General features: G+C 71.6%; 20 protein-coding genes. 8 read left to right on the forward strand and 12 right to left on the reverse strand.

Translation table 11 applies throughout. From position 1 onward, the window contains the following. Nucleotides 1-35 precede the first annotated feature (35 nt). The 4 genes from AB0P24_RS40670 to AB0P24_RS40685 form a co-directional block, all read right to left on the reverse strand. A complete protein-coding gene (locus AB0P24_RS40670; RefSeq protein WP_365803195.1) occupies nucleotides 36-2,165 on the reverse strand; it encodes a 3-hydroxyacyl-CoA dehydrogenase NAD-binding domain-containing protein in 2,130 nt (709 codons plus the stop codon). Then, nucleotides 2,162-3,379 carry an acetyl-CoA C-acyltransferase gene (locus AB0P24_RS40675; protein ID WP_365803197.1) on the reverse strand — a complete coding sequence of 406 codons (1,218 nt, stop codon included), beginning with the start codon at nucleotides 3,377-3,379 and terminating at the stop codon, nucleotides 2,162-2,164. The genes AB0P24_RS40670 and AB0P24_RS40675 overlap by 4 nt, the downstream gene beginning before the upstream one ends. 225 nt (nucleotides 3,380-3,604) lie before the next feature. Continuing rightward, nucleotides 3,605-4,615 carry a LacI family DNA-binding transcriptional regulator gene (locus AB0P24_RS40680; protein ID WP_365803199.1) on the reverse strand — a complete coding sequence of 337 codons (1,011 nt, stop codon included), beginning with the start codon at nucleotides 4,613-4,615 and terminating at the stop codon, nucleotides 3,605-3,607. Beyond that, the gene (locus AB0P24_RS40685) at nucleotides 4,612-6,981 is read right to left on the reverse strand and encodes a glycoside hydrolase family 2 protein (protein ID WP_365803201.1); all 2,370 of its coding nucleotides are present in this window, start codon (nucleotides 6,979-6,981) and stop codon (nucleotides 4,612-4,614) included. The genes AB0P24_RS40680 and AB0P24_RS40685 overlap by 4 nt, the downstream gene beginning before the upstream one ends. Nucleotides 6,982-7,136: 155 nt before the next feature. Between AB0P24_RS40685 and AB0P24_RS40690 the strand changes: the two genes are divergently transcribed. From AB0P24_RS40690 to AB0P24_RS40700, 3 genes are read left to right on the forward strand one after another with little or no spacing between them, the layout of a single operon-like run. After that, nucleotides 7,137-8,453, forward strand: coding sequence for an ABC transporter substrate-binding protein (locus tag AB0P24_RS40690; protein WP_365803203.1), 1,317 nt, complete (start codon nucleotides 7,137-7,139; stop codon nucleotides 8,451-8,453). Next, nucleotides 8,450-9,385, forward strand: coding sequence for a sugar ABC transporter permease (locus tag AB0P24_RS40695; protein WP_365803205.1), 936 nt, complete (start codon nucleotides 8,450-8,452; stop codon nucleotides 9,383-9,385). Before AB0P24_RS40690 ends, AB0P24_RS40695 begins: the two co-directional genes overlap by 4 nt. Then, a complete protein-coding gene (locus tag AB0P24_RS40700) occupies nucleotides 9,382-10,212 on the forward strand; it encodes a carbohydrate ABC transporter permease (protein WP_365803207.1) in 831 nt (276 codons plus the stop codon). The genes AB0P24_RS40695 and AB0P24_RS40700 overlap by 4 nt, the downstream gene beginning before the upstream one ends. A gap of 211 nt (nucleotides 10,213-10,423) precedes the next feature. Here AB0P24_RS40700 and AB0P24_RS40705 read toward each other — a convergent pair whose 3' ends face one another. Continuing rightward, nucleotides 10,424-11,437 (reverse strand): hypothetical protein, encoded by a 1,014-nt coding sequence (locus AB0P24_RS40705; RefSeq protein ID WP_365803209.1) that lies wholly within the window; start codon nucleotides 11,435-11,437, stop codon nucleotides 10,424-10,426. Between the two features lie 616 nt (nucleotides 11,438-12,053). Here AB0P24_RS40705 and AB0P24_RS40710 point away from each other — a divergent pair. Then, nucleotides 12,054-12,791 (forward strand): TetR/AcrR family transcriptional regulator, encoded by a 738-nt coding sequence (locus AB0P24_RS40710; RefSeq protein ID WP_365803211.1) that lies wholly within the window; start codon nucleotides 12,054-12,056, stop codon nucleotides 12,789-12,791. Nucleotides 12,792-12,807: 16 nt separating this feature from the next. On the opposite strand, the gene AB0P24_RS40715 is transcribed toward AB0P24_RS40710, so the two are convergent. From AB0P24_RS40715 to AB0P24_RS40725, 3 genes are all read right to left on the reverse strand, one after another. Continuing rightward, nucleotides 12,808-14,088 carry a ribonuclease D gene (locus tag AB0P24_RS40715; protein ID WP_365803213.1) on the reverse strand — a complete coding sequence of 427 codons (1,281 nt, stop codon included), beginning with the start codon at nucleotides 14,086-14,088 and terminating at the stop codon, nucleotides 12,808-12,810. Nucleotides 14,089-14,282: 194 nt separating this feature from the next. Then, on the reverse strand, nucleotides 14,283-14,942 hold the full coding sequence (locus AB0P24_RS40720; protein ID WP_181808392.1) for a response regulator transcription factor: 660 nt from the start codon (nucleotides 14,940-14,942) through the stop codon (nucleotides 14,283-14,285). Between the two features lie 294 nt (nucleotides 14,943-15,236). Next, entirely contained in the window at nucleotides 15,237-15,923 is a 687-nt protein-coding gene (locus tag AB0P24_RS40725) for a DUF3000 domain-containing protein (RefSeq protein WP_234540770.1), read from the reverse strand. A 108-nt stretch (nucleotides 15,924-16,031) separates the two neighbouring features. Between AB0P24_RS40725 and hemE the strand changes: the two genes are divergently transcribed. Next, complete coding sequence (gene hemE / locus AB0P24_RS40730) at nucleotides 16,032-17,099, forward strand: uroporphyrinogen decarboxylase (protein WP_365803215.1); 1,068 nt, start codon at nucleotides 16,032-16,034, stop codon at nucleotides 17,097-17,099. 7 nt (nucleotides 17,100-17,106) lie between these two features. Here the strand turns inward: hemE and AB0P24_RS40735 are convergent, their stop codons facing one another. Beyond that, nucleotides 17,107-17,931 carry a rhomboid family intramembrane serine protease gene (locus AB0P24_RS40735; protein ID WP_365803217.1) on the reverse strand — a complete coding sequence of 275 codons (825 nt, stop codon included), beginning with the start codon at nucleotides 17,929-17,931 and terminating at the stop codon, nucleotides 17,107-17,109. 121 nt (nucleotides 17,932-18,052) lie between these two features. Between AB0P24_RS40735 and AB0P24_RS40740 the strand changes: the two genes are divergently transcribed. Beyond that, a complete protein-coding gene (locus AB0P24_RS40740) occupies nucleotides 18,053-18,355 on the forward strand; it encodes a hypothetical protein (protein WP_365803218.1) in 303 nt (100 codons plus the stop codon). 105 nt (nucleotides 18,356-18,460) lie between these two features. On the opposite strand, the gene AB0P24_RS40745 is transcribed toward AB0P24_RS40740, so the two are convergent. Together AB0P24_RS40745 and AB0P24_RS40750 are read right to left on the reverse strand one after the other, a co-directional pair. Beyond that, nucleotides 18,461-19,846 carry an FAD-dependent oxidoreductase gene (locus tag AB0P24_RS40745; protein ID WP_365803220.1) on the reverse strand — a complete coding sequence of 462 codons (1,386 nt, stop codon included), beginning with the start codon at nucleotides 19,844-19,846 and terminating at the stop codon, nucleotides 18,461-18,463. A gap of 37 nt (nucleotides 19,847-19,883) precedes the next feature. After that, on the reverse strand, nucleotides 19,884-20,777 hold the full coding sequence (locus tag AB0P24_RS40750; protein WP_365803222.1) for a DUF4349 domain-containing protein: 894 nt from the start codon (nucleotides 20,775-20,777) through the stop codon (nucleotides 19,884-19,886). 155 nt (nucleotides 20,778-20,932) lie between these two features. Here AB0P24_RS40750 and hemG point away from each other — a divergent pair, with 155 nt between their 5' ends. Then, nucleotides 20,933-22,384 (forward strand): protoporphyrinogen oxidase, encoded by a 1,452-nt coding sequence (gene hemG / locus AB0P24_RS40755; RefSeq protein WP_365803225.1) that lies wholly within the window; start codon nucleotides 20,933-20,935, stop codon nucleotides 22,382-22,384. Between the two features lie 5 nt (nucleotides 22,385-22,389). After that, entirely contained in the window at nucleotides 22,390-23,121 is a 732-nt protein-coding gene (gene hemQ / locus AB0P24_RS40760) for a hydrogen peroxide-dependent heme synthase (RefSeq protein WP_365803227.1), read from the forward strand. Between the two features lie 116 nt (nucleotides 23,122-23,237). Here the strand turns inward: hemQ and AB0P24_RS40765 are convergent, their stop codons facing one another. Then, nucleotides 23,238-24,884: an alpha/beta hydrolase gene (locus tag AB0P24_RS40765; RefSeq protein ID WP_365803228.1), complete on the reverse strand. Its 1,647-nt coding sequence runs from the start codon at nucleotides 24,882-24,884 to the stop codon at nucleotides 23,238-23,240. Nucleotides 24,885-24,963 lie beyond the last annotated feature (79 nt).

Consider the following 24,963-nt stretch of genomic DNA (forward strand, 5'->3'; position numbering starts at 1 on the left):
GTGGTGCGGAGGGCCCCTTCACTGCGCTGTGGCCGTTACGCGGGCACCGATGCCACGCCCGGGGCCAGGAACTTCTTGCCGTTCACGCGCTCCGAGACGCCCTCGCGGTCCAGGTACGGCGTGATGCCGCCCAGGTGGAAGGGCCAGCCGGCGCCCGTGATCAGGCAGAGGTCGATGTCCTGGGCCTCGGCGACGACACCCTCGTCGAGCATGAGCCCGATCTCCTGGGCGACGGCGTCCAGGACACGGTCGCGGACCTGCTCCTCGCTGAGGACCGAGTCACCCTGCTTGAGCAGCGCGGCGACCTCCGGGTCCAGCTCCGGCTTCCCGCTGTCGTACACGTAGAAGCCGCGCTTGCCCGCCTTGACGACGGCCGCGAGGTTCGGGGAGACCGTGAAGCGGTCCGGGAAGGCCCGGTTGAGGGTCTCCGAGACGTGCAGACCGATGGCCGGACCGACCAGCTCCAACAGCACCAGCGGCGACATCGGCAGACCCAGCGGCTCGACCGCCTTCTCCGCGACCTCGACCGGGGTGCCCTCGTCGATGACGTTCTGGATCTCGCCCATGAAGCGGGTGAGGATGCGGTTCACGACGAACGCCGGGGCGTCCTTCACCAGAACCGCCGTCTTCTTCAGCTTCTTGGCGACGGCGAACGCGGTCGCGAGCGACGCGTCGTCGGTCTGCTCGCCGCGCACGATCTCCAGGAGGGGGAGAACCGCGACCGGGTTGAAGAAGTGGAAGCCCACGACCCGCTCGGGGTTCTTGAGCTTCGACGCCATCTCCGTCACCGACAGCGAGGAGGTGTTGGTGGCGAGGATCGCGTGCGCCGGGGCGACCGCCTCGACCTCCGCGAACACCTGCTGCTTGACACCGATCTCCTCGAACACGGCCTCGATGACGAAGTCCGCGTCGGAGAAGCCCTCCGCCTTGTCCAGCACACCGGTGACCAGGGCCTTGAGGCGGTTGGCCTTGTCCTGGCTGATACGGCCCTTGCCGAGCAGCTTGTCGATCTCGGCGTGGACGTAGCCCACACCCTTGTCGACGCGCTCCTGGTCGATGTCGGTCAGCACGACCGGCACCTCCAGGCGGCGCAGGAAGAGCAGGGCGAGCTGCGAGGCCATGAGACCCGCGCCCACGACGCCCACCTTGGTGACCGGACGCGCCAGGTTCTTGTCGGGCGCGCCCGCCGGGCGCTTGCCGCGCTTCTGCACCAGGTTGAACGCGTAGATGCCGGCGCGCAGTTCACCGCCCATGATCAGGTCGGCGAGCGCCAGGTCCTCGGCGTCGTAGCCCTGCTGGAGGTCGCCGTTCTTGGCGGCGGCGATGATGTCCAGGGCGCGGTAGGCGGCCGGGGCCGCGCCGTGCACCTTGGAGTCCGCGATGAAGCGGCCGCGGGCGACGGCCTGGTCCCAGGCCTCGCCGCGGTCGATCACCGGACGCTCGACCTCGATGTCGCCGTTGAGCACGGCGGCCGTCCAGACCAGCGACTGCTCCAGGAAGTCGGCGCCCTCGAAGAGGGCGTCGGCGATGCCGAGGTCGAAGACCTGCTGCCCCTTGAGCTGCTTGTTCTGGTTGAGGCTGTTCTCGATGATGACCGAGACGGCCTTGTCGGCGCCGATCAGGTTCGGCAGCAGCGCGCAGCCGCCCCAGCCCGGCACCAGGCCCAGGAAGACCTCGGGCAGTGAGAACGCCGGGATGGCCTTGGACACGGTCCGGTACGTGCAGTGCAGACCGACCTCGACGCCACCGCCCATGGCGGCACCGTTGTAGTACGCGAAGGTCGGCACCGCGAGGCCCGCGAGGCGCTTGAAGACCTCGTGTCCGCCCTTGCCGATGGCCAGCGCGTGCTCGTGCTCCTTGAGGAGCTCGACGCCCTTGAGGTCCGCGCCGACGGCGAAGATGAACGGCTTGCCGGTGATGCCGACACCGACGATGGTGCCCTCGGCCGCCTCCTTCTCCACCTGGTCGATCGCGGTGTTGAGGTTCGCCAGCGAGGCCGGGCCGAAGGTGGTCGGCTTGGTGTGGTCCAGGCCGTTGTCCAGGGTGATCAGCGCGAAGCGGCCGGCGCCGGCCGGCAGGTCGAAGTGGCGTACGTGTGCCGACGTCACGACCTCGTCGGGGAACAGGTCCGAAGCCTGCTTCAGAAGCTCGGCGGTGGTGCTCACTTGTCCCCCTCGAAGTGCGGGTTCTCCCAGATGACCGTCGCGCCCATGCCGAAGCCGACGCACATGGTGGTCAGGCCGTAGCGGACGTTCGGCTGCTCCTCGAACTGGCGGGCCAGCTGCGTCATCAGACGCACGCCGGAGGAGGCCAGCGGGTGACCGAAGGCGATGGCGCCGCCGTACTGGTTGACGCGCTCGTCGTCGTCCGCGATGCCGTAGTGGTCGAGGAAGGCCAGCACCTGCACGGCGAAGGCCTCGTTGATCTCGAACAGACCGATGTCGGAGATGGACAGCCCCGCCTGGGCGAGCGCCTTCTCGGTGGCCGGGATCGGGCCGTAGCCCATGACCTCGGGCTCGACACCCGCGAAGGCGTAGGAGACGAGCCGCATCTTCACCGGCAGGTTGTTCTCGCGGGCGAAGTCCTCGGAGGCGATGATCGCGGCGGTCGCACCGTCGTTCAGACCGGCCGCGTTGCCGGCGGTGACCCGCCCGTGCACACGGAACGGCGTCTTGAGACCCGACAGGTTCTCCAGGGTGGTCCCCGGCCGCATCGGCTCGTCGGCGGTGACCAGGCCCCAGCCGGTCTCGCCGGCCTCCGGGTTGGTCCGGCGCACCGAGATCGGCACCAGGTCTGCCTGGATCTTGCCGTTGGCGTACGCCTTGGCGGCCTTCTCCTGCGAGCGCACCGCGTACTCGTCGGCGCGCAGCTTGGTGATCTGCGGGTAGCGGTCGTGCAGGTTCTCGGCGGTCATGCCCATGAACAGCGCCGACTCGTCGACCAGCTTCTCGCTGACGAACCGCGGGTTCGGGTCCACGCCCTCACCCATCGGGTGCCGGCCCATGTGCTCGACACCGCCGGCGATGGCGACGTCGTACGCGCCGAAGGCGACGGAACCGGCGACCGTGGTGACGGCGGTCAGCGCGCCGGCGCACATGCGGTCGATGGAGTAGCCGGGCACGGAGGTCGGCAGGCCCGCGAGAATGCCCGCGGTACGGCCGATGGTCAGACCCTGGTCACCGATCTGCGTGGTCGCGGCGACGGCGACCTCGTCGATCTTCTTGGTGTCCAGCCCGGGGTTGCGGCGCAGCAGCTCCCGGATCGCCTTCACGACGAGGTCGTCGGCGCGGGTCTCGTGGTAGATGCCCTTCGGGCCCGCCTTGCCGAACGGGGTACGGACGCCGTCGACGAAGACGACATCCCTGACGGTACGAGGCACGATTGGCTCTCCTCCAGGGTGCGGGATGGCACTGCTGCGATGCGCTGAGCGCGCGCTCAGAACCCATGCTACTTATGAGTAACGTGACTGCCCAGTCCTGGCGGGGGGAGCGGCGAAGGTCACATGTGCTGCGGCGCCCCGCAAGGGGCGCGGGGCCGTACCGACATGCGGCTCCGCCGCGTGGGCGCGACCAGCCACAACGGACCCGCACCCCCCTACGCCGATTCATCGAGGGGGCGCGGTGGACCCTCTGGGAGTCAGTACCGGAGTGGCCACCGCATGCGACCCGGCCTCCCCGAACAACGTCCGAGCCACTTCCGCCCCGAACCCCTGCACGTCATGACTCATCGCCGACAGCGTCGGATGCGTCAGCCGGCACAACTGCGAGTCGTCCCACGCCAGCAACGACACGTCCTCCGGCACCCGCAACCCCATCTCGGCGGCCACCGAAAGCCCCGCCACCGCCATGATGTCGTTGTCGTACATGATCGCCGTCGGCCGGTCGCCCGCCGCGGCGGACAGCAGCGACCGAGTGGCCCGCGCCCCCGCCTCCCCCGAGTAGTCGGTCGTCACCTGGGACGCCCCGGCCAGCCCCAACGCCTCGGCGGCCGCCGCGAACGCGCTGCCCCGCATCCCGGTGTGGCCGAGCGCCGCGGCTCCGCCGACGCGCGCCATCCGGCGGTGCCCAAGCGCGGCGAGGTACCGCACGGCTTCCGCGACCGCGTCTCCGTCCTCCGTCCACACGGACGTCAGGCCGCCTGTCAGCGAGGGATGCCCCACCGCCACCACCGGCAGTCCGAGCCGCCGCACCGCCGCCACCCGGGGATCGTCGGCCCGGAAGTCGACGAGGATCGCCCCGCCGATGTGCCGTCCCTTCCACCAGGACTCCAGCAGCCCGGCCTCCTCCTCCACGCTCCGCACCAGCCGCAGCAGCAGCGAGCAGGAGTGCTCGGTCAGCACGCTCTCCACGCCGGAGATGAACTCCATGTAGAAGGGTTCCAGCCCGAGCATCCGGGCGGGGCGGCAGATCGCGAGGCCGACCACGTCCACCCGCGCCCCCGCCAGGGAGCGCGCCGTGGTGTTCGGCGCCCACCCCAGCTCCCGCGCCGCCGCGAAGATCCGGTCCCGGGTCGCCTCCGCGAGCCCCGGCTTGTGGTTGAAGGCGAGCGACACGGCACCTTTGGACACCCCCGCGCGGGCGGCGACGTCCTTGATGGTGACGCGGGGTGCTGTCATCGGGAGGGCTCCACGCAGTACAGGGCGGCCCGGGCGGCGGCCACGTCCGGAGTCTTCCAGCCGGTCACCCCGATCGTGACCCGTTCCCCGGGAAGCAGCGTGACCAGCCCCCGGTCGGCCCGCGCGCCCGCATCCAGCCGGTCGGCCTGGAGAAGGAGGTCCCGTACCAGGGTGCGGGCCGTGACCGTGACCGTCCCCGGCGCCACGGTCACCTCGAACTCCGGCTCCAGGTACGGGATCTCGCGGTCCGGGGCCGGGAAGTACAGGGCCCGCAGCCCTCCGCAGTCGGCGACCAGGAACTCCTTCGGCCCCTGCGGCCGCAGTTCCTCCGGTACGCCGACCACCGCGACCGCCCGCGCCCCGGCCTCCAGCGCCGTCTCCGCACCCCCGACCACCGCCCCGCCGACGGTCATCCGGCGCAGTGCCACTCGGCCGCTCCACGCCTTCGCTCCCTGGTTGACGGCGGCCAACACCAGCCCCTCCTGGCGCACTTGGAGGCTCAGCAGCCGGTCCGCGTACAGCCGCCGCACCTCGTGCCAGAGCGGCTTCTCCCGCCCGTCCCCGTCGATCGCGGCCCAGGAGGTCACCGGCCAGCAGTCGTTGAGCTGCCAGACGACCGTGCCCGCGCACACCGGCCAGTGCGCGCGCCAGTGCTCGATCCCGGCGGCCACGGCCCGCGCCTGGTTGAGCTGCGCCAGGTAGTGCCAGCGGTCGAAGTCCCCCTCGGGAAAGGCGAAGTGGCGCTCCAGGCCGCGCCGCAGCTTCCCGTTCCCGTCGTCGGCCTTCTGGTGGTGCAGCATGCCGGGGGAGTCCGCCGCGAGCGCCTCACCCGGCAGCGCCCGCCGCAGGGTGGCGTACGCGGGCGGCGCCTGCCAGCCGAACTCCGCGACGAAACGCGGCACGTGTGCGCGGTACTCGGCGTAGTCCGTCCGGTTCCACACCTCCCAGGAGTGGTGGGTACCGTGCGCCGGATCGTTCGGGTGCCGCTCCCACGAACCGGACCACGGACTGCCCGCCGTGTACGGCCGCGTCGGGTCCAGCTCCGCCACCACCCGGGGCAGCAGCCCCAGGTAGTACCCCTCGCCCCAGGACTCCCCGGCCAGCCGCTCCTCCCACCCCCAGTCCCGGAAACCCCACAGGTTCTCGTTGTTGCCGTTCCACAGCACCAGCGAGGGATGCGGCATCAGCCGTACGACGTTCTCCCGGGCCTCCGCCGCCACCTCGCCGCGCAGCGGCTGCTCCTCCGGGTAGGCCGCGCACGCGAACGGGAAGTCCTGCCAGACCAGCAGCCCCAGTTCGTCACAGGCGTCGTAGAAGTCCTCGCTCTCGTAGATCCCGCCGCCCCAGACCCGCACCAGGTCCACCCCGGCGTCGGCGGCCCGCTCCAGCCGCTGCCGGTACCGTTCCCTCGTCACCCGGGACGGGAAGACGTCGTCCGGGATCCAGTTGACGCCCCGCGCGAACAGCCGCTCCCCGTTGACCACGAAGGTGAAGCCGGTGCCGTGCTCGTCGGACCGCCGGTCCAGTTCCACGGTCCGGAAGCCGACCCGCCGGTGCCACGAGTCGAGCACCCCGGTCCCGTGCAGCAGGGTCAACTCGACGTCGTACAGCGGCTGTTCGCCGTATCCGCGCGGCCACCACAGCCGTACGTCCGGCACCTGGACCCGTACCAACCCGCTCGTGCCCTCGATCGGGGCCCGCGCCGTCTGCCCGCCCACCCGCACCTCGACGTGCAGGCCCGCCTCGACCCGGGTGCGCTCCACGTCGACGTGCAACTCGACGGTGCCCACGGTCTCCTGGACCGTCACCACCGGGCGGACACGGCCGAGCCGGGCCGTCGACCAGTGTTCGAGCCGTACCGGCCGCCAGATCCCGGCCGTCACCAGCGTCGGGCCCCAGTCCCAGCCGAAGGAACAGGCCATCTTCCTGATGTACTGGTACGGCTCGGTGTAGGCGGCGGGCCGCTCGCCCAGCCGGTCGCGCACCGCGGCCGCCTCGGTGTACGCGGAGGCGAACCGCACCGAGAGCCGCCCGCGCAGCCCGGTCACGTCGAAGCGGTACGAGCGGTGCATGTTCCTCGTGCGGCCGAGGAGCCGGCCGTCCACGCTGAGCTCGGCGGCGGTGTCGAGTCCGTCGAAGACGAGGTCGGTCCGCTCGTGCCCGTGGGCCGCGTCGAGTTCCGTCGTGTACGTCCACTCGCGCCGGCCGACCCAGGCCACCTCGGTCTCGTTCCGCCCGAGGAAGGGGTCCGGGATCACCCCGGCGGCGAGCAGGTCGGTGTGCACACATCCCGGTACGGCGGCGGGCAGCCGGCCGCCCTCGTACTCCAGGCCCCATCCCTCGCCGAACGGCGTGACCTCCAGCATGCGCACTCCCTAAACCGGTCTACTCCAGCGCCTGGGCGTACTGTCCGCATCCTTGGCGGGATTGGGACTTTACCGGTTGAGGAAAGCGCTGTCAGAGTGCCGAATCAGCCAACCGTCGCACGTGCTCGTCCGTCCCCAGAACGGAGCTGATGCACATGAACCGCCGTACGCTCGCCGCCCTCGCCACCGGAACCGCGCTGCTCCTCGCCGGCTGTACCGGTACCGGCGGCTCGACGAAAGCCGCGGACGCCAAGGCGCCGGACGACCCCTCGAAGGTGACCGGGACCATCACGGTGCTGACCCAGCGGACCGACCTGGTGCAGGACGGCACGATGAAGAGGTACGCGGCCGCGTTCAACAAGGTCTATCCGAAGGTGAAGGTCGAGTTCCAGGCACTCACCAACTACGAGACCGAAGTCAAGATCCGGATGAACACGGAGAACTACGGTGACGTCCTGATGATCCCCGGGGTCATCAAGAAGAGCGACTACCCGAAGTTCTTCGCCTCCCTCGGCACCCGGGCCGAGCTCTCCAAGAAGTACCGTTTCACCGGCTTCACCGCGGTCGACGGCAAGGTCTACGGGCAGAGCCCGATCGGCGTGATGCCGGGCTTCGTCTACAACAAGCGGGTCTGGAAGCAGGCCGGGGTGACCCGGTGGCCCACCACCCCGGCCGAGTTCGTCGCCGACCTCAAGGCGATCAAGGCGAAGACCGGCGCGACCCCCTACTACACCAACTACGCCGCCCAGTGGCCGCTGACGTCGTGGACGTTCGTCAACGGCTCGGTGCACTGCGATCCGCAGGCCACCACGAAGCTGGCCGAGGGGGATCCGTGGGCGGCGGGCGCCGATCTGCGGGTGGGGGACACACTGCTGTACGACGTGGTCCACGACGGTCTCGCCGAGAACGACCCGACCACCACCAACTGGGAAGCCTCCAAGGCCCAGCTGGCCAAGGGGAGGATCGCCACCCAGTGGCTCGGCACCTGGGCGATCGTCCAGTTCCAGGACGCCGCGAAGAAGGCGGGCACGGACCCCGGCGACATCGGCTTCATGCCCTTCCCGGCCCAGACCGACGGGAAGTTCTGCGCGGTCGTCGGCCCGGACTACAACCAGGCCGTCAACATCCACTCCGCGCACAAGGCGGCGGCCCGCGCCTGGATCGACTGGTTCACCGACAAGTCCGGCTACGACAAGGACAACCTCGCGATCTCCCCGCTGAAGGGCGCGGCCCTGCCCGCCGTCCTCAAGCCGTACGAGGACGCCGGAGTGAAGCTGATCGAGCTGGACGACACGGCCGGCGCCCGGGTCAAACTCATCGACTCCGCCTCCGAGGTCGGCATCAACGCCCCCGACTACCGGCAGAAACTCGTCGATCTCGCCCGGGGGGCCCGCGGCGGCACGCTGGACGGCTTCCTCGGCGACCTCGGCAGGAAGTGGACCGCGGCGGAGAAGACCGCGGGGACGCCATGACGTACACCACGGCGAAGAACGTCCCGGCCGCGCAACGCGCCGAGGCACCCGCCGTGCCGGCGCATCGCCGGGCCCGGCGGTACCTCACCCCCTGGCTCTTCCTGCTCGCCCCGCTCGCCCTTCTGGTCACCTTCACCTACGCGCCGATCGTGAACATGCTGGCGTACAGCTTCACCGACTGGGACGGCGTCAGCCCCGAACTCCACTACACCGGCGCCCACAACTACGCGGAGATCTTCACCCGCCCCGACCTCTTCGAGGTCTTCCTGGTCAGCGGGTACTACCTGGCGGCCTCGGCCGTCCAGATCGTCCTCGCCCTCTACTTCGCGACCGTGCTGAGCTTCGACATCCGGTTCCGGAACTTCTTCAAGGGGGTGCTGTTCTTCCCGTCCCTGATCAACGGGGTGGCGATCGGCTTCGTCTTCCTCTACTTCTTCCAGGACGGCGGCACGCTCGACTCCGTCCTCGCCCTGTTCGGAGTGCGCACCCACCACGCCTGGCTGGGCACCCCGGTGTCGGCGAACGTCTCCCTGGCCGGTGTCTCGGTCTGGCGCTACCTGGGCCTGAACTTCGTGCTCTTCCTGGGCGCGATCCAGTCCATCCCCGGGGAGCTGTACGAGGCGGCCGAACTGGACGGCGCGGGCCGCTGGCAGCAGTTCCGCCACATCATCGCGCCGGGCATCCGACCGGTCGTCACCCTCACCGTGATCCTCTCGGTCTCCGGCTCGCTCTCGGTCTTCGAGGTGCCGTACATCATGACCGGCGGCGCGACCGGCACGGAGACCTTCGTGACCCAGACCGTGAAACTGGCCTTCCAGTACAACAAGACCGGACTCGCCTCGGCGGCCGCGGTCGTCCTGCTGCTGATCGTGCTGGCGGTGACCTGGCTGCAACGGCGGCTGGTGCCCGACGAGAGGGTGGACCTCGTATGACACGCCGACGGGTGACCCGCGCGCTGGTCTACCTCTCCCTCACCGCGGCCGCGCTCGTGGTGCTGCTCCCGCTCTCCGTGGTCCTGCTGACCTCGCTGAAGTCGCCGGCCGAGATGGCGGACGGCAGCGGGGCGCTGACGCCGCCCCACGACCTGCTGAACCTGCGCAACTACGTGACCGCGTTCCGGGACGGCGGCATGCTCCGGGCCTTCGGCAACACCCTCTTCATCGTGGTCTTCTCGATCGGCGGGACGGTGCTGATCGGCTCGATGACGGCCTACGCGATCGACCGGTTCACCTTCCCCTTCAGAAGACTCGTGGTCGCGCTCTTCCTGCTGGCCGCGCTGGTCCCCGGGGTGACCACCCAGGTGGCCACCTTCCAGATCGTCAACAGCTTCGGCCTCTTCGACACCCGGTGGGCGCCGATCGCCCTCTACCTGGGCACGGACATCGTCTCGATCTACATCTTCCTGCAGTTCGTCCGCTCGATCCCGGTCTCCCTGGACGAATCGGCCCGCCTCGACGGCGCGAACGCGTTCACCATCTACCTGAGGATCATCCTGCCGCTGCTGAAACCGGCGATCGCGACCGTGGTGATCGTGAAGGGGATCGCCGTCTACAACGACTTCTACATCCCGTTCCTCTACATGCCGTCCCAGAACCTCGGCGTCATCTCGACGTCCCTGTTCCGCTTCCGGGGTCCCTACGGAGCGCACTGGGAGATCATCTCGGCGGGCGCGATCCTGGTCATCCTGCCGACACTCGTCGTCTTCCTGTGCCTGCAGCGCTTCATCTACAACGGCTTCATGCGCGGCGCGACCAGGTGACGCCGGGGACGGCGGTCAACGGCGGTCACGACGTCCTTGATCCGGCCGGGGCCGGCCGGGCAAGGACCTCTCCGCGGTACGCCCAGCTCCAGGATGCGGGCGTTCCCGGTCAGCAGGCGCCGGGGGCGGGCGGGGCCGGACCGGTGTGCGGGTGACGTGGGCACAGGGGCTCCTCTCGGGTGGTGGGGTGCGTGCGCGGGCGGCCGCCGGGTCAGGAACGGCCGTGGAAGAAGGGGCTGTCGGGCGTGGTCCAGGGGATCGGCACGCCGGCCGTCCGGTGGCGGCCCGTCGCCGTCCGGGGTGCCTCGTCGGCCGGCGTCATGACCGGCGCCGCGAGCGCGCAGACCAGCCGCGGCCCGTCGCCCGCCGTGGCGTCGTCGCCGTACGCGAGCCGGGTGGTGGCCGGGCCGCACACCACGCCGAGCGCGTCCAGCACCCGGGCCGTGTAGCGCGCCAGGGCCGGGGCCGGCGGGCCGCCCGGCGGGCGCGGGCCGACGGGTACGTCCCCCCGCAGGCCGGTGACGACATGCTCGGGCCGCCCGTCCGGGCCCGGACGGGTGACGGTGTCGACCGTGTACCGGCGGCGGCCGGGTACCTCGGTCAGCACCAGGTGCGGGCTGCCGGAGTGCCGGGCGGCCGCGTGCCACAGCGCCGGCCACGCCGCGCCTATCCGGTGTTCGTCCGCGCACACCACCGCGTCGACCGGGGTTCCGGCGGCTGCCGGGGCGAGCAGATAACCCGCCGCGGGGTACGACCGGGCCCAGGCCACGGCGTCGGCCAGCCGCGCGGTGCGGATGCCCCGCAGCGCCGGGATCCCCACCCGGGCCAGCCGGGCCGCCTGGGCACCGCGGTCGTACCTCAGCGCCGAGGACGCCGGATCGGCGCCCGGAAGTCCGAGCTGCCAGGCGATCCGCTCGGCCAGCTCGATGCCCCCCGCGCCGCCCGCGACGACGGCCGACACCCCCAGTGCCCGCAGCGCCTTGACCGTCTGGCGCAGCCCCCGGTGCACGACCGTGTCGCCGTACCCGGCGGGCGGCGTCGCGTTCCGGTACGCCGGCGGCCGCAGCCGGTGCTCCGGGAGGACGGCCACGGTCCGCCAGCCGTACCGTGCGAAGGCCCGTGCATACGAGGTCCCGCCGTCGTACGGGGCGACCACCGCCGCGGCACCGGCGGCGGCCTCGGCCCGCAGCACGGCCGCGAGGGCGGAGGGCGGGACGCTGGTCATGGCGCGGGGCTCCTGGGCGGGGTCAGCGGGTGCGGACGGGGTGCGGCGGAACCACGGTCCGGCTCGCCGTGCGGCCGGCGAAACTGTCTGAAAGGGCACTGTGGCGCCGGGGCCGGCCGGTGGGCTCCGGCGGGCGTGGCAGCGGCCGGGCACTCGTGCCGTCGGGTCTCGTTTGGACCAGGTGGTCTCTTCTGTTCGACTCCCTGCAACCGGTACGACCGCCTCCAGAGCCGGAGATCTTCATGCTGACGGATGATGTCCGTGCCAGAAGGGACCGTTCGGTCTCTTCTGGCGACAACCAGTCTGGAACCCGGGCCGAAGGACGTCAAGCGAGCCATGGTTGAAGGCCGTACGTGTCGTGACGGGTCGCGAGACCGGTCAGTACCGCACATGGCTACTGACACTTACGTGACACTTGCGTCCCTTGGGAGGCTGTGGAGCGGACCTCCGTGCTTCCTCGGGCCCCTCGCCCGGTCCGGTCCTCGCGGTAGTATCGGCAGGCTGATCAACGCGTACGCGGTCCGCCCGGAAAGGCGTTCTGAAATGCGTACGCGGCTATCCCGGACAATGCCCATTCGGTCAGGAATCCGTGAATGGGCCTCGAAGGCGAGATCGAATGAGCAATCCGCGCAGGCCGCGACGTCAGCAGCAGCGCGCCATCGACACCAGGCAGCGCATTCTCGACACCGCCGGCGCGCTTTTCGTGAGGGACAGCTACGAAGGAACGTCGGTAGGTGACCTCATCGCCGCCGCACAGACCAGCAAGGGGGCCTTCTACCGGCATTTCCCGGGCGGAAAGATCGAAGTGGCGACGGCCATCATGCAGAACACGCTGACCATGGACGGCCTGCGAGAACAGCGGTACATGCTCCAGGAGGCGGTCGACATAGGGATGATCCTGGCGTACCGGATCTCCCACGAGAACGCCCTTCAGGCCGCCTTGAAACTTTCATTCCACAGTAATGCGCCGGAAACCCATGGAACTCCCTGGCCGGACTGGATCGAATTCAATGCGGGACAGCTCGCCGAAGCACGACGACGCGGAGAGCTGAAACCGTTCGTCGATGTGGAGCAGCAGGCCTACCAGATCGCGGGGAACTGGGCCGGAGTGGTGCTCATCTCGAACACCGTCGACCGGCACATGGGACATGTCGAAGCGCGTATCTCGCGCATGTACCGCAACCTGGTGACCGCGATCGCGGTCCCGGACCTCCTGCCCGAACTCGACCTCTCCGTGGACCGGGGCAGGCATCTCTACACCGCGTTCCTCGAAGGCCCGGCCGACCGGGATGAACCGGCCGAACCGGTTGCATCGGCCGATACGGCCGATGCGGCGGAAGACGGCCCGGAGTGAGTGAGCGAGCGTCCGCCTAGGCGGACAGCGCCGCCACCAGCACCGGCGTCACCTGCTCCACCTGCCAGGGCCGCGCGCCGTACCCCACCAGCGCCGCCCCCACGGTCTCCGCGTCGACGACCTGGGGCGGCTCCCAGCAGATCCGGCGCACGGTGTCCGGCGCGATCAGGTTCTCCTGCGGCATGGTGAGCTGTTCGGCCAGCGCCGACACCGCGGCCCGGGCCCCCGACAGGCGAGCCGCCGCGGCGGGGTCCTTGTCGGCCCACGCCCGGGGTGGCGGCGGCCCCGTCACCGGCTGTCCCGGCTGCGGCAGCGCGGCGTCCGGGAGCGCCTTGGCGCGGTCCACCGCCGCCTGCCACTGCTCCAGCTGCCGCCGCCCCATCCGGTGGCCGTAGCCGTTCAGCCCCGCGAGGGCGTGCACGGTGGCCGGGAGCGACAGCGCCGCCTCCACGATCGCCGCGTCACTGAGGACCTTGCCCGGCGAGACGTCCCGCTTCTGCGCGATCCGGTCCCGGGTCTCCCACAGTTCGCGCACCACCGCCAGCTGCCGGCGTCGGCGTACCTTGTGCATTCCCGACGTCCGGCGCCAGGGGTCCTTTCTCGGCTCGGCCGGCGGCGCGGCCGCGATCGCGTCGAACTCCTGTTGCGCCCACTCCAGCTTCCCCTGCCGGTCCAGCTCCTTCTCCAGGGCGTCCCGCAGGTCCACGAGCAGTTCGACGTCCAGCGCCGCGTACCGCAGCCAGGGCTCGGGCAGCGGCCGGGTCGACCAGTCGACCGCCGAGTGGCCCTTCTCCAGCACGAAGCCGAGGACGCCCTCGACCATCGCGCCCAGCCCGACCCGGGGGAACCCGGCGAGCCGTCCGGCCAGCTCGGTGTCGAAGAGGCTGCTGGGCGTCATGCCTATCTCGCGCAGGCAGGGCAGGTCCTGGGTGGCCGCGTGCAGCACCCACTCGACGCCGGCCAGCGCCTCGCCGAGGCCGGACAGGTCGGGGCAGGCGACGGGGTCGATCAGCGCGGTCCCGGCGCCCTCCCGGCGCAGCTGGACGAGGTAGGCGCGCTGTCCGTAGCGGTAACCGGAGGCACGCTCGGCGTCGACGGCGACGGGGCCGGAGCCGGCGGCGAAGGCGGCGATCACGCGGGCCAGCGCGGCCTCGTCGACGACCACCGGCGGAATGCCCTCACGGGGTTCCAGCAAGGGGATCGGCGCCTCCGTCACAGAAGATCCGGCGTCGTCCGGAGGAGTGCCCCCGGTGGTGCGCAGTGAACTGTCTGCTGCGGTGTCTTGGGCGTCGGTCACCTGTCAAGGGTATCTGTGTGTGGACGGCGTCCGTCGACGGAACGTTCCGCCCCCCGACCGCGAAGGGGCGTAAAAACGACAGGCACGTGAAAAATCATGTACCACAACGGGGGAAAACGGGTTAACGCCTTAAAACCCACCAACCGCCGGTCCGGTCACACCGGTGAACGCGTGAGCAGTCGGAGGTCGTTCGGTCAGTGGATGATGCCGGTGCGCAGGGCCACGGCGACCATCCCGGCGCGGTCGCCCGTGCCGAGTTTGCGGGCGATGCGGGCGAGGTGGCTCTTGACGGTGAGGGCGGACAGTCCCATCGAGACGCCGATCGCCTTGTTCGACTGGCCCTCCGCGACCAGCCGGAGCACCTCGACCTCACGGCCGGAGAGCTCGCGGTAGCCGCCCGGGTGGCTCGGGGCACCCGGGGGGCGGCGGTGCATACGGGCGGCGGCGCCGATGGGGGCGGCACCGGGTCGGGTGGGGAGCCCGATGTTGGTGCGGGTACCGGTGACGACGTAGCCCTTGACGCCGCCGGCCAGGGCGTTGCGCACGGCGCCGATGTCGTCGGCGGCGGACAGGGCCAGGCCGTTGGGCCAGCCCGCCGCGCGGGTCTCGGACAGGAGGGTCAGGCCGGAGCCGTCGGGGAGGTGGACGTCGGCGACGCAGATGTCGCGGGGGTTGCCGATGCGGGGACGAGCCTCCGCGATGGACGAGGCCTCGATGACATCGCGCACACCGAGCGCCCACAGATGGCGGGTGACGGTGGAGCGGACGCGCGGGTCGGCCACGACCACCATGGCGGTGGGCTTGTTCGGGCGGTAGGCGACCAGGCTTGCGGGCTGCTCTAGGAGAACGGACACCAGGCCTCCTGGGTGGGGGACGGGGCCGGCTTGTGAGGGAAGAAGCCGGGACGAACCGTACTTTCAAGGTCACAGTCGTCTTCGGCACCAAACCCGTCCGCCTTTAGAGAATGATCACGATCTGGTGAGTAACAATCCGTGCAATTCGGACACGCGATCGATCATCCGAAGATCGAATCGGTTCGGGCCGTTGCGCTACGGGACAGAAAGTGGCCGTATCGACAAAGAGATGGTCAATGACGGGTGAGTCGACGGGACCCGGGTGGACGGGTCCCGATCAGCGGAGGTGAGGGTTCAGCGCGCCTGCGGGTCGCGGCGCTGCGGCAGCGTGACCACCGAGGCGTCGCCCGGGGCGGCCGGGGGCAGGCCCGCCACCTGCGCCAGCAGGTCGCACCAGGAGGCGAGGTGGGCGGCGGTGTCCGGGGCGCCGGAGCGGCCCTCCCGGGGCGTCCAGGAGGCCCGGATCTCGATCTGCGAGGCGGCGGGGCGCGCCGACAGCCCGCCGAAGTAGTGCGAACTGGCGCGCGTCACGGTCCCGCTCGGCTCGCCGTACGACAGGCCGCGCGCCTGAAGGGCGCCGGTCAGCCACGCCCAGCAGACGTCGGGCAGCAGCGGATCGGCCGCCATCTCCGGCTCCAGCTCCGCGCGCACCAGCGTGACCAGCCGGAACGTGCCATGCCAGGCCTCGTGCCCGGCCGGGTCGTGCAGCAGCACCAGACGCCCGTCGGCCAGATCCTGGTCGCCGTCGACCACCGCCGCCTCCACGGCGTACGCGAACGGGGCGAGGCGCTGCGGGGCGGGCGTCGGCTCCACCTCGACCTGCGGCCGCAGCCGGGCGCCGCGCAACGCGTCGACCGCGGCCCGGAAGGCCGGCGGTACCGGTGGCGCCGTACTCCCGGTATGTCCTTCGTCCTCCCCGGTGTCCTTCCCCTCGCCCATCCCGCCAGCGCCGTCCGACAGTCGTCCCTGAGCCGCAGCCATGCGGGGAAGAGTAAGGGGAACGACGCCTTCGCGCAGGGAGAGACACCACCTAAGGACCACGTAAGGGCGCCGCGCTGCCGGTTCGCGGGGCGTGCGAGACTTGCCGTCGTGAGTGCGAACGGAAGCCCCACGGGCCAGCAGCCGACAGCGACGTACGACAGTGCCTTCCTCAAGGCGTGCAGGCGTGAACCCGTGCCGCACACCCCCGTGTGGTTCATGCGGCAGGCCGGGCGCTCGCTGCCGGAGTACCACAAGGTGCGCGAAGGCATCCCGATGCTGGAGTCGTGCATGCGGCCCGAGCTGGTCACCGAGATCACACTCCAGCCGGTGCGCCGCCACAAGGTGGACGCTGCGGTCTACTTCAGCGACATCGTCGTCCCGCTCAAGGCCATCGGCGTCGACCTCGACATCAAGCCGGGCGTCGGCCCGGTCGTCGGGGAGCCGGTCCGCACCCGCGCCGACCTCGCCCGGCTCCGGGACCTCACCCCCGAGGACGTCTCGTACGTCACCGAGGCGGTCGGCCTGCTCACCCGCGAGCTCGGCCCGACCCCGCTGATCGGCTTCGCCGGCGCCCCCTTCACCCTCGCGAGCTACCTCGTCGAGGGCGGCCCCTCGCGCACGTACGAGAACGCCAAGGCGATGATGTACGGCGACCCGCAGCTGTGGGCCGACCTGCTCGACCGCCTCGCCGACATCACGGCCGTGTTCCTGAAGGTGCAGATCGAGGCCGGCGCCTCCGCCGTCCAGCTCTTCGACTCCTGGGCCGGGGCGCTGGCCCCCGCCGACTACCGGCACTCCGCGATGCCCGCCTCCGCGAAGGTCTTCGAGGCCGTCGCCGGCTACGGCGTCCCGCGCATCCACTTCGGAGTCGGCACCGGCGAACTGCTCGGGCTCATGGGCGAGGCCGGCGCGGACGTCGTCGGCGTCGACTGGCGGGTCCCGCTCGACGAGGCCGCCCGCCGGGTCGGCCCCGGCAAGGCGCTCCAGGGCAACCTCGACCCGACGGTCCTGTTCGCCGGCCAGGAGGTGGTGGAGGCCAAGACGCGCGAGGTGCTCGACGCGGCCGCCGGTCTCGAAGGCCATGTCTTCAACCTCGGCCACGGTGTGATGCCGTCCACCGACCCCGACGCGCTGACCCGGCTCGTCGAGTTCGTCCACACCGAGACCGCCCGCTGACGCGGCTTCACCACGTGTGCCGGGGCCGGGCCTGCCTGCCGAACAGCAGGCCGCGCGGCTCCGGCGGCGGCGGTGTGCCCGGCTTGAGCGGCCAGGCGAGCACCATGCCCACCAGGAAGCCGACGATGTGCGCCGCGTACGCCACGGTCCCGGCGTCGGAGACGCCCTCGCCGGACGAGTACACGGCCTGGAGCACGAACCAGAAGCCCAGCACCAGCCAGGCCGGCAGCCGCAGCGGCAGGAAGACCAGGAACGGGACCAGCACCCAGACCCTGGCCTTCGGGTAGAGGACCAGATACGCGCCCAGGACCCCGGCGATCGCGCCGGACGCGCCGATCAGCGGGTCGCCCGACGAGGCGTTGAGGAGCGCGAAGCCGTAACCGGCCGCGTAGCCGCAGACCACGTAGAAGAGGAAGTACCGGATGTGCCCCATCCGGTCCTCGACGTTGTTGCCGAAGATCAGCAGGAACAGCATGTTGCCCAGCAGGTGCAGCCAGCTGCCGTGCAGGAACATCGCGGTGAACACCGACAGCGCCGGCGACTTGTCGTAGCCGGGCGCGCCGACGACACAGCCGGGACCGTCGCGGCCGATGCCCACCTGCCCGGTCGGGACCACCTGCGGCATCTGATGGTGGATCAGCTCCCGGGGCACCGCCGCGTAGTGGTCCGTGAAAGCCTGCAGATGACACAGCTGCGCCAGGTCGCTGCCGCCGGCCACGGAGCCGGCTATGCCGGGCGTGAACAGGAAGACGAGCACGTTCGCGGCGATCAACGCGTACGTCACGTACGGCGTGCGACGCACCGGGTTCACGTCATGAACGGGGATGACCACAGCTGACTAGTGCCCAGACAGGGGGCGCTCGAAGCGCGGGGAGTTCCGGTGAACGCCGGCACGCGCGCGTGCGTATGTCCTTGCGACCGACGTGAGCTACAGGCGACGTGAGGAACAGGCGATGAACGACCGGGTTACTCCTCAGGCATTCCCTCCCATGCAGGCGCTCCCCGACGGTGAGGCGGAGCTCTCCCTCGTCGTGCGGCTTCCCTGGGAGGACGTGGCACGGCTCGGTCAGGAGGCGGGGCGGCTCGCCGCGCAGATGCAGCGGCCGGTGACGCTGGACGAGGCGGTGAGCAACCGGCTGCGGTCGACCCGGCCGGCGGCGGCGCATGCGCGGACGGGGGTCGAGCAGCCTGCTGCCGCGCCCGCGCCGGGAGGGGCTGGGGTCACTTCGTTGCCGAGGATCAGCGGGACGGCCTGAGATGCGTCGCGGGGTGCGGGTGGACTGTGGCTGGTCGCGCCCACGCGGCGGTAGCCGCATATCGGCTACCGCCCCGCGCCCCTTGGTCGGTGACCCCGGCGCCTCTCAGAAAGCTCGCACCTTTGCCGCTGCCTTCCTCGCCGCGACCAGTACGGGGTCCCACACGGGGGAGAACGGTGGCGCGTAGCCCAGGTCCAGGGTCGTCATCTGTTCCACCGTCATGTTCGCCGTGAGGGCGACCGCCGCGATGTCGACGCGTTTGCCCGCGCCCTCGCGGCCGACGATCTGGACGCCGAGCAGGCGGCCCGTGCGGCGTTCGGCGAGCATCTTGACCGTCATGGGGTTCGCGCCGGGGTAGTAGCCGGCGCGGCTCGTGGACTCGATGGTGACCGTCTCGAACTGGAGGCCCACCCGGAGGGCGTCCTTCTCGCGCAGACCGGTGCGGGCGATCTCCAGGTCGCAGACCTTGCTCACCGCGGTGCCGACGACCCCCGGGAAGGTGGCGTAGCCGCCGCCCACGTTGGTGCCGATGACCTGGCCGTGCTTGTTGGCGTGGGTGCCCAGCGGGATGTACTGCTCCTGGCCCGAGACCAGGTTCAGGACCTCCACGCAGTCGCCGCCGGCCCAGATGTCCTCGTGACCGCGCACCCGCATCGCGAGGTCGGTGAGCAGGCCGCCGTGCCGGCCGACGGGCAGGCCCGCCGCCCGGGCGAGGCCGGTCTCCGGGCGCACGCCGATGCCCAGGATCACCACGTCCGCCGGGTACTCGGCGGCCTCCGTCGCCACCGCGCGCACCCGGCCGTCCTGGCCGGTGAGCACCTTGGTGACCTCGGTGCGGTTCACCATGGTGATGCCGAGGCCCTCCATGGCCTCGTGCACCAGGCGGCCCATGTCGGGGTCGAGCGTGGACATCGGCTCGCTGCCGCGGTTGACGACCGTCACCTCGTAGCCCCGGTTGATCAGCGCCTCGGCCATCTCCACGCCGATGTAGCCGGCGCCGACCACCACGGCCCGGCGGCCACGCGTGCGTGCCAGCGTGTCGAGGAGGGCCTGGCCGTCGTCCAGGGTCTGCACACCGTGCACCCCCGGCGCGTCCGCGCCCGGCATGTCGGGGCGGACCGGGCGGGCGCCGGTCCCGATGACGAGTCTGTCGTACGGCGTCCAGGACTCGGCACCGGAATCGACGTCACGCGCGCGTACCCGCTTCCCGGCCACGTCGATCTCGGTGACCTCGGTACGCATCCGGAGGTCGATCGCGCGGGCGCGGTGCTCCTCGGGCGAACGGGCGACCAACTGGTCCCGTTCGCCGACGTCTCCTCCGACCCAGTACGGGATCCCGCACGCCGAGTAGGAGGTGAAGTGGCCGCGTTCGAAGGCCACGATCTCCAGTTCGTCCGGTCCCCGCAGCCGGCGTGCCTGGGACGCCGCGGACATGCCCGCGGCGTCACCGCCGATCACGACCAGTCGTTCCCGCCCACTGTTCACGCTCATGCGAACACGCTACGGGGCGCGGTCATTTCGGGCCCGCTCAGGTCTCGCCGCGGGGCCGGGCGGTGGTACGGCGCCGGCGGGCGGCCTTCCACCACAACAGCGCCAGTACGGCCGCCAGGGCCGCGAACGGCAGGGCCGCGCCCAGGGCCAGGGCGATCCAGCGCAGCATGGTGACGAAGACGTGCCAGCCGCCGGACAACGCGTCCACGAACCCCGGGCCGTCGTCCTTCTTCGCGGACTTCGTCACCGGTGTCTGCGTGAGGGACAGCGTGATCGTGGCCATGCTGGTGCGGTCCTTCAGGGACGCCTGCTGGGCGAGCAGGGCCTCCAGGTCGGCCTCCCGGCTGCTCAGCTCACCTTCGAGGGTGACCACGTCACTGAGCTTGGCCGCCCGGTCCATCAGCTCGCGGACCCGGGCCACGCTGGCGCGCTGCGACCTGACCCGGCTGTCCACGTCGACCACCTGGTCGGTGACGTCCTGCGCCTTCGCGGTGCGGGCGATCAGCTTGCCCGCGCCCTGTAGGCCGGTGAGCACCTCGTCGTACTTGTCGGCGGGGACCCGCAGGACCACGCGTGTGTGTTCGTTGCCCGCCGAGTCCCGCCCGGTGGTCTCGTCGCCGACGTAGCCGCCCGCGTCCTCGGCCGTGCCGCGGGCCGCGTCGAGGGCCTTGGGAACGTCCTTGACCCGCACGGTCAGGGACGCGGTGCGGATGATCCGGTTCGCGGTGAGGCCGGGCGCCGTCCGGGCGGGCCCGCTGCCGCTGTCCTTGGCTCCCGCCGGGCCCGCCGCCTCCCGGGCCGTGCTGTCGGTGCCGGCCCTCGCGTCACCGGCGGAGGCGCCGGCGGAGGCGCCGTTCGCACCGCATCCGGCGAGGACGAGGGCGGCGGCGAGCAGGAGGCCGGTGAGGGCGGGGCGTACGGGTTGGCGCATGGTTCCCCCCAGGGGGTCGTGAAGACTGACGCTCCTTCGACGCCGGAGCGGGCCGGGACGTTTGGCGGGGCCGGTCCCGATGCGGTCACGGCCCGGACGCGTACGGGGCACCGGGCCGGCGCGGGAGCGCCAGCCGGGTCTGAGAGAGTGAGGACATGAGCGCAACGGGTGCAGGTACGGATCGGGTCGTCGTCATCGGAGCCGGGATCGCGGGACTGGCCGCGGCACACCGGCTGCTGGAGCGCGGTGCGCGCGTGACCGTGCTGGAGGCCTCCGAGAGAGTCGGCGGCAAGCTGCTGCCGGGCGAGATCGCGGGCGCACGGGTCGACCTGGGCGCCGAGTCGATGCTGGCCCGCCGGCCCGAGGCGGTCGACCTCGCCCGCGCGGCCGGCCTCGCCGACCGGCTGCAGCCGCCGGCCACCGCCACCGCCTCGATCTGGACCCGGGGTGCCCTGCGCCCCATGCCCAAGGGCCACGTCATGGGCGTCCCCGGCACCGCCGCCGCGCTGTCCGGGGTGCTGTCCCCGGAGGGCCTCGCCCGCATCGAGCGCGACGCCGACCTGCCCCGCACCGAGATCGGCGACGACGTCGCGGTGGGGGAGTACGTGGCCGCCCGGCTCGGCCGGGAGGTCGTCGACCGGCTGGTCGAGCCCCTGCTCGGCGGGGTCTACGCGGGCGACGCCTACCGCATCTCGCTGCGCTCGGCGGTCCCGCAGCTCTACCAGGCGGCCAGGACCCACGCCTCGCTCACCGAGGCCGTCCGAGAGATCCAGGCCAAGGCGGCGGCCGACCAGCAGACCGGACCGGTCTTCATGGGCATCGAGGGCGGCGTGGGCACCCTGCCGCTCGCGGTGGCCGAGTCCGTCCGGGCCCGCGGCGGGGAGATCCTGACCGGGACGCCCGTGACCGGACTGCGCAGGGAACCCCAGGGCTGGCGGATCAGCACACCCGGCCGGGTGCTGTCCGCCGACGCCGTGGTCGTCGCCGTTCCCGCCCCCGTCGCCGCCGGCCTGCTGCGCGCCGAGGTCCCCGCCGCCGCGGCCGAGCTGGCCGCCGTCGAGTACGCCTCGATGGCCCTGATCACCCTCGCCTACCGCCGCGCCGACCTCGCCCTTCCCGCGGGCAGCGGCTTCCTCGTCCCGCCCGTCGACGGCCGCGCCATCAAGGCCTCCACCTTCGCCTCCCAGAAGTGGGGCTGGCTCGCCGACGAGAACCCGGACACGGTCGTCCTGCGCACCTCGGTCGGCCGGTACGGCGAGACCGCGATCCTCGACCGCGAGGACGCCGACCTCGTGGAGCTGTCCCGGCACGACCTGCGCGAGGCCACCGGCCTCGACGCGGCCCCCCTCGCCACCCGTGTCACCCGCTGGACCGAGGGCCTGCCCCAGTACCCGGTCGGCCACCACGCGCGCGTGGCCCGCGTCCGCGAGCACGTCGCGGGGCTCCCGGGCCTCGCGGTCTGCGGGGCGCAGTACGACGGTGTGGGCATCCCCGCCTGCATCGCGAGCGCGTACGCGGCGGTGGACCAGCTGGCGGGCGACCTCAGCGGCGTCGCGGAGCTGACGGCCCACCCGGTGCAGAGTCTGCACGGCGGAGCGGGAGAATAGGGACCATGAGTGACGACGCCCCCACCACCGAGTCCGGCAGGATCCCGAACAAGGGCAAGCTGGCCAAGGACCTCAACGAGGTCATCCGCTACACCCTGTGGTCGGTCTTCAAGCTGAAGGACGTGCTGCCCGAGGACCGCGCGGGCTACGCCGACGAGGTCCAGGAGCTGTTCGGCCAGCTCGCCGCCAAGGACGTGACGGTCCGCGGCACCTACGACGTCTCAGGTCTGCGCGCCGACGCCGACCTGATGATCTGGTGGCACGCCGAGACCAGCGACCAGCTCCAGGAGGCCTACAACCTCTTCCGCCGCACGAAGCTCGGCCGTGCCCTCACACCGGTGTGGTCGAACATGGCGCTGCACCGCCCCGCCGAGTTCAACCGCTCGCACATCCCGGCGTTCCTCGCCGACGAGACGCCGCGCAACTACATCAGCGTCTACCCGTTCGTGCGGTCCTACGAGTGGTACCTGCTGCCCGACGAGGACCGCCGCCGGATGCTCGCCGACCACGGCAAGATGGCCCGCGGCTTCCCGGACGTGCGCGCCAACACGGTCGCCTCGTTCTCGCTCGGCGACTACGAGTGGGTGCTGGCCTTCGAGGCCGACGAGCTGCACCGCATCGTCGACCTCATGCGCCACCTGCGCGGTTCCGAGGCCCGCCGGCACGTCCGCGAGGAGATCCCGTTCTACACCGGGCGCCGTAAGTCGGTGGCCGATCTGATCGCGGGGCTCGCCTGACGGTCAGCGGTGCTCGGGTCCGTCGGCCGGGGGTCCGGGGGGTGTCCCCCGGGAGATGCCGCACCGGCCGCCGCAAGGACATCGCGGAGCTGGTGGCGGGCCTGGCCTGACGGTCGTCAGCGCCGGCCGGCCTCGCCCTTCAGGGAGTGCCGCAGGTTCTTCCGCCGGGTGTGGTCGGCCGGCACCGACGCCTTCGGCTCCGGGTGCCCCGCGCAGGAGGCGCGCCGCTCGGGGAGCCGGCCCTCCAGCAGGTAGGCCTCCAGGTAGCCGTTCACGCACTGGTTGGGGCCGCCGCCGATGCCGTGCGTGCCCGCGTCCCGCTCGGTCACCAGGACCGAGTCGGACAGGCGCCGGTTCATCTCCAGCGCGCCCGCGTACGGCGTGGCCGCGTCCCGCTCGGCCTGCAGGATGAGCGTCGGCGGCAGCTCACCGGGGCCCGTCCGCACGTCGAGTGCCTTCTGCCGGGGCACCGGCCAGTAGGCGCACGGCAGGTTCATGAAGGCGTTGTCCCAGGTCTCGAAGGGCGCCACCCGCGCCAGCCGGGTGTTGTCCTGGTCCCAGGTCTTCCATGCCGTCGGCCAGGGTGCGTCGTTGCACTCGACGGCCGTGTAGACCGCGTTGGAGTTCTCCGCCTCGGCGGCCGTCTCCACCGTCGGCGCCGCCAGCCGGACCAGCGGCTCGGGGTCCCCTTTCAGGAACCTCGACAGCGCGTCGGCACGGCTCGGCCAGAAGTCGTCGTAGTACCCGGCCGACAGGAACGCGCCCTGCAACTGCCCCGGCCCGACCTTCCCGGCGGCCGCCTTCCTGGCCAGCCGCCTGCTCGCCGTGTCGTAACTCGCCTGCACCTTCGCGGCCGTGTCGCCGAGCCCGTACACGGCGTCGTGCCTGGCGATCCACTCCCGGAAGTCCGCCCAGCGGCCCTCGAACGCGGCCGACTGCTCCAGGTTGTTCCGGTACCAGATCCGCTCCGGGTCCGGGTTCACCGCCGAGTCCAGCACCATCCGCCGTACGTGCGAGGGGAAGAGGGTCGCGTACAGCGCCCCGAAGTAGGTGCCGTACGAGGCGCCCATGAAGGTCAGCCGGTCCTCGCCGAGCGCCGCGCGCAGCACGTCCAGGTCACGGGCGTTGTTGAGCGAGGTGTAGTGGCGCAGTCCGCTCCCGGAGCGCCTGAGGCAGCCCTGCGCGTACGCCTTCGCCTCCTTGATCCGGGCCTCCTTGTACGACTCGGAGGGGTGCGTCGATGCCTGCGACGGCGCCTTGAAGAAGTGCCCGGGGTCGACGCAGGACAGCGGGGCGGAGCGGCCGACGCCGCGCGGGGCGTAGCCGACCAGGTCGTAGGCGGCGGCGACGCGCTTCCACTCGGGCAGCACGCCGATCATCGGGAAGAGCATCCCGGAGGCGCCGGGGCCGCCCGGGTTGTAGACCAGGACGCCCTGCCGGGGCACCCTGCGTTTGCTGTTGTGCGGGTCCTTTTGGGTGGCGGCCACCCGGCTGACGGTCAGTCTGATCTGTTTGCCGTCCGGGTGCGCGTAGTCCAGCGGGACGCTCACCGTGCCGCACTGGAAGGCGGCCGACGCCTGCAGGTCGGCGGCGCACCGGCCGAACCCGATGCCCGCCGCGCGCGCCCGCGCCGCGGCCACGGCGGTGCCGCGCAGTTCGGCCGCCGCCGCGTCCGGGACGCGGGGGGCGCTCCCGGCCGGGGCGGCGGCCAGGGTGGTGAGGATCAGGGACCCGGCTGCCGAGTACAGGGCGGGGGCTCTCATGGCGTATCCCTTCGGTGCGACGGCTGCGGTGGCGTGGCGGCAACGGCACCGCAGCGACTGCACGGCAGCAGTGAAAGGG

It is taken from the genome of Streptomyces sp. NPDC086519 (assembly GCF_040686075.1).
GTDB lineage: Bacteria > Actinomycetota > Actinomycetes > Streptomycetales > Streptomycetaceae > Streptomyces > Streptomyces shenzhenensis.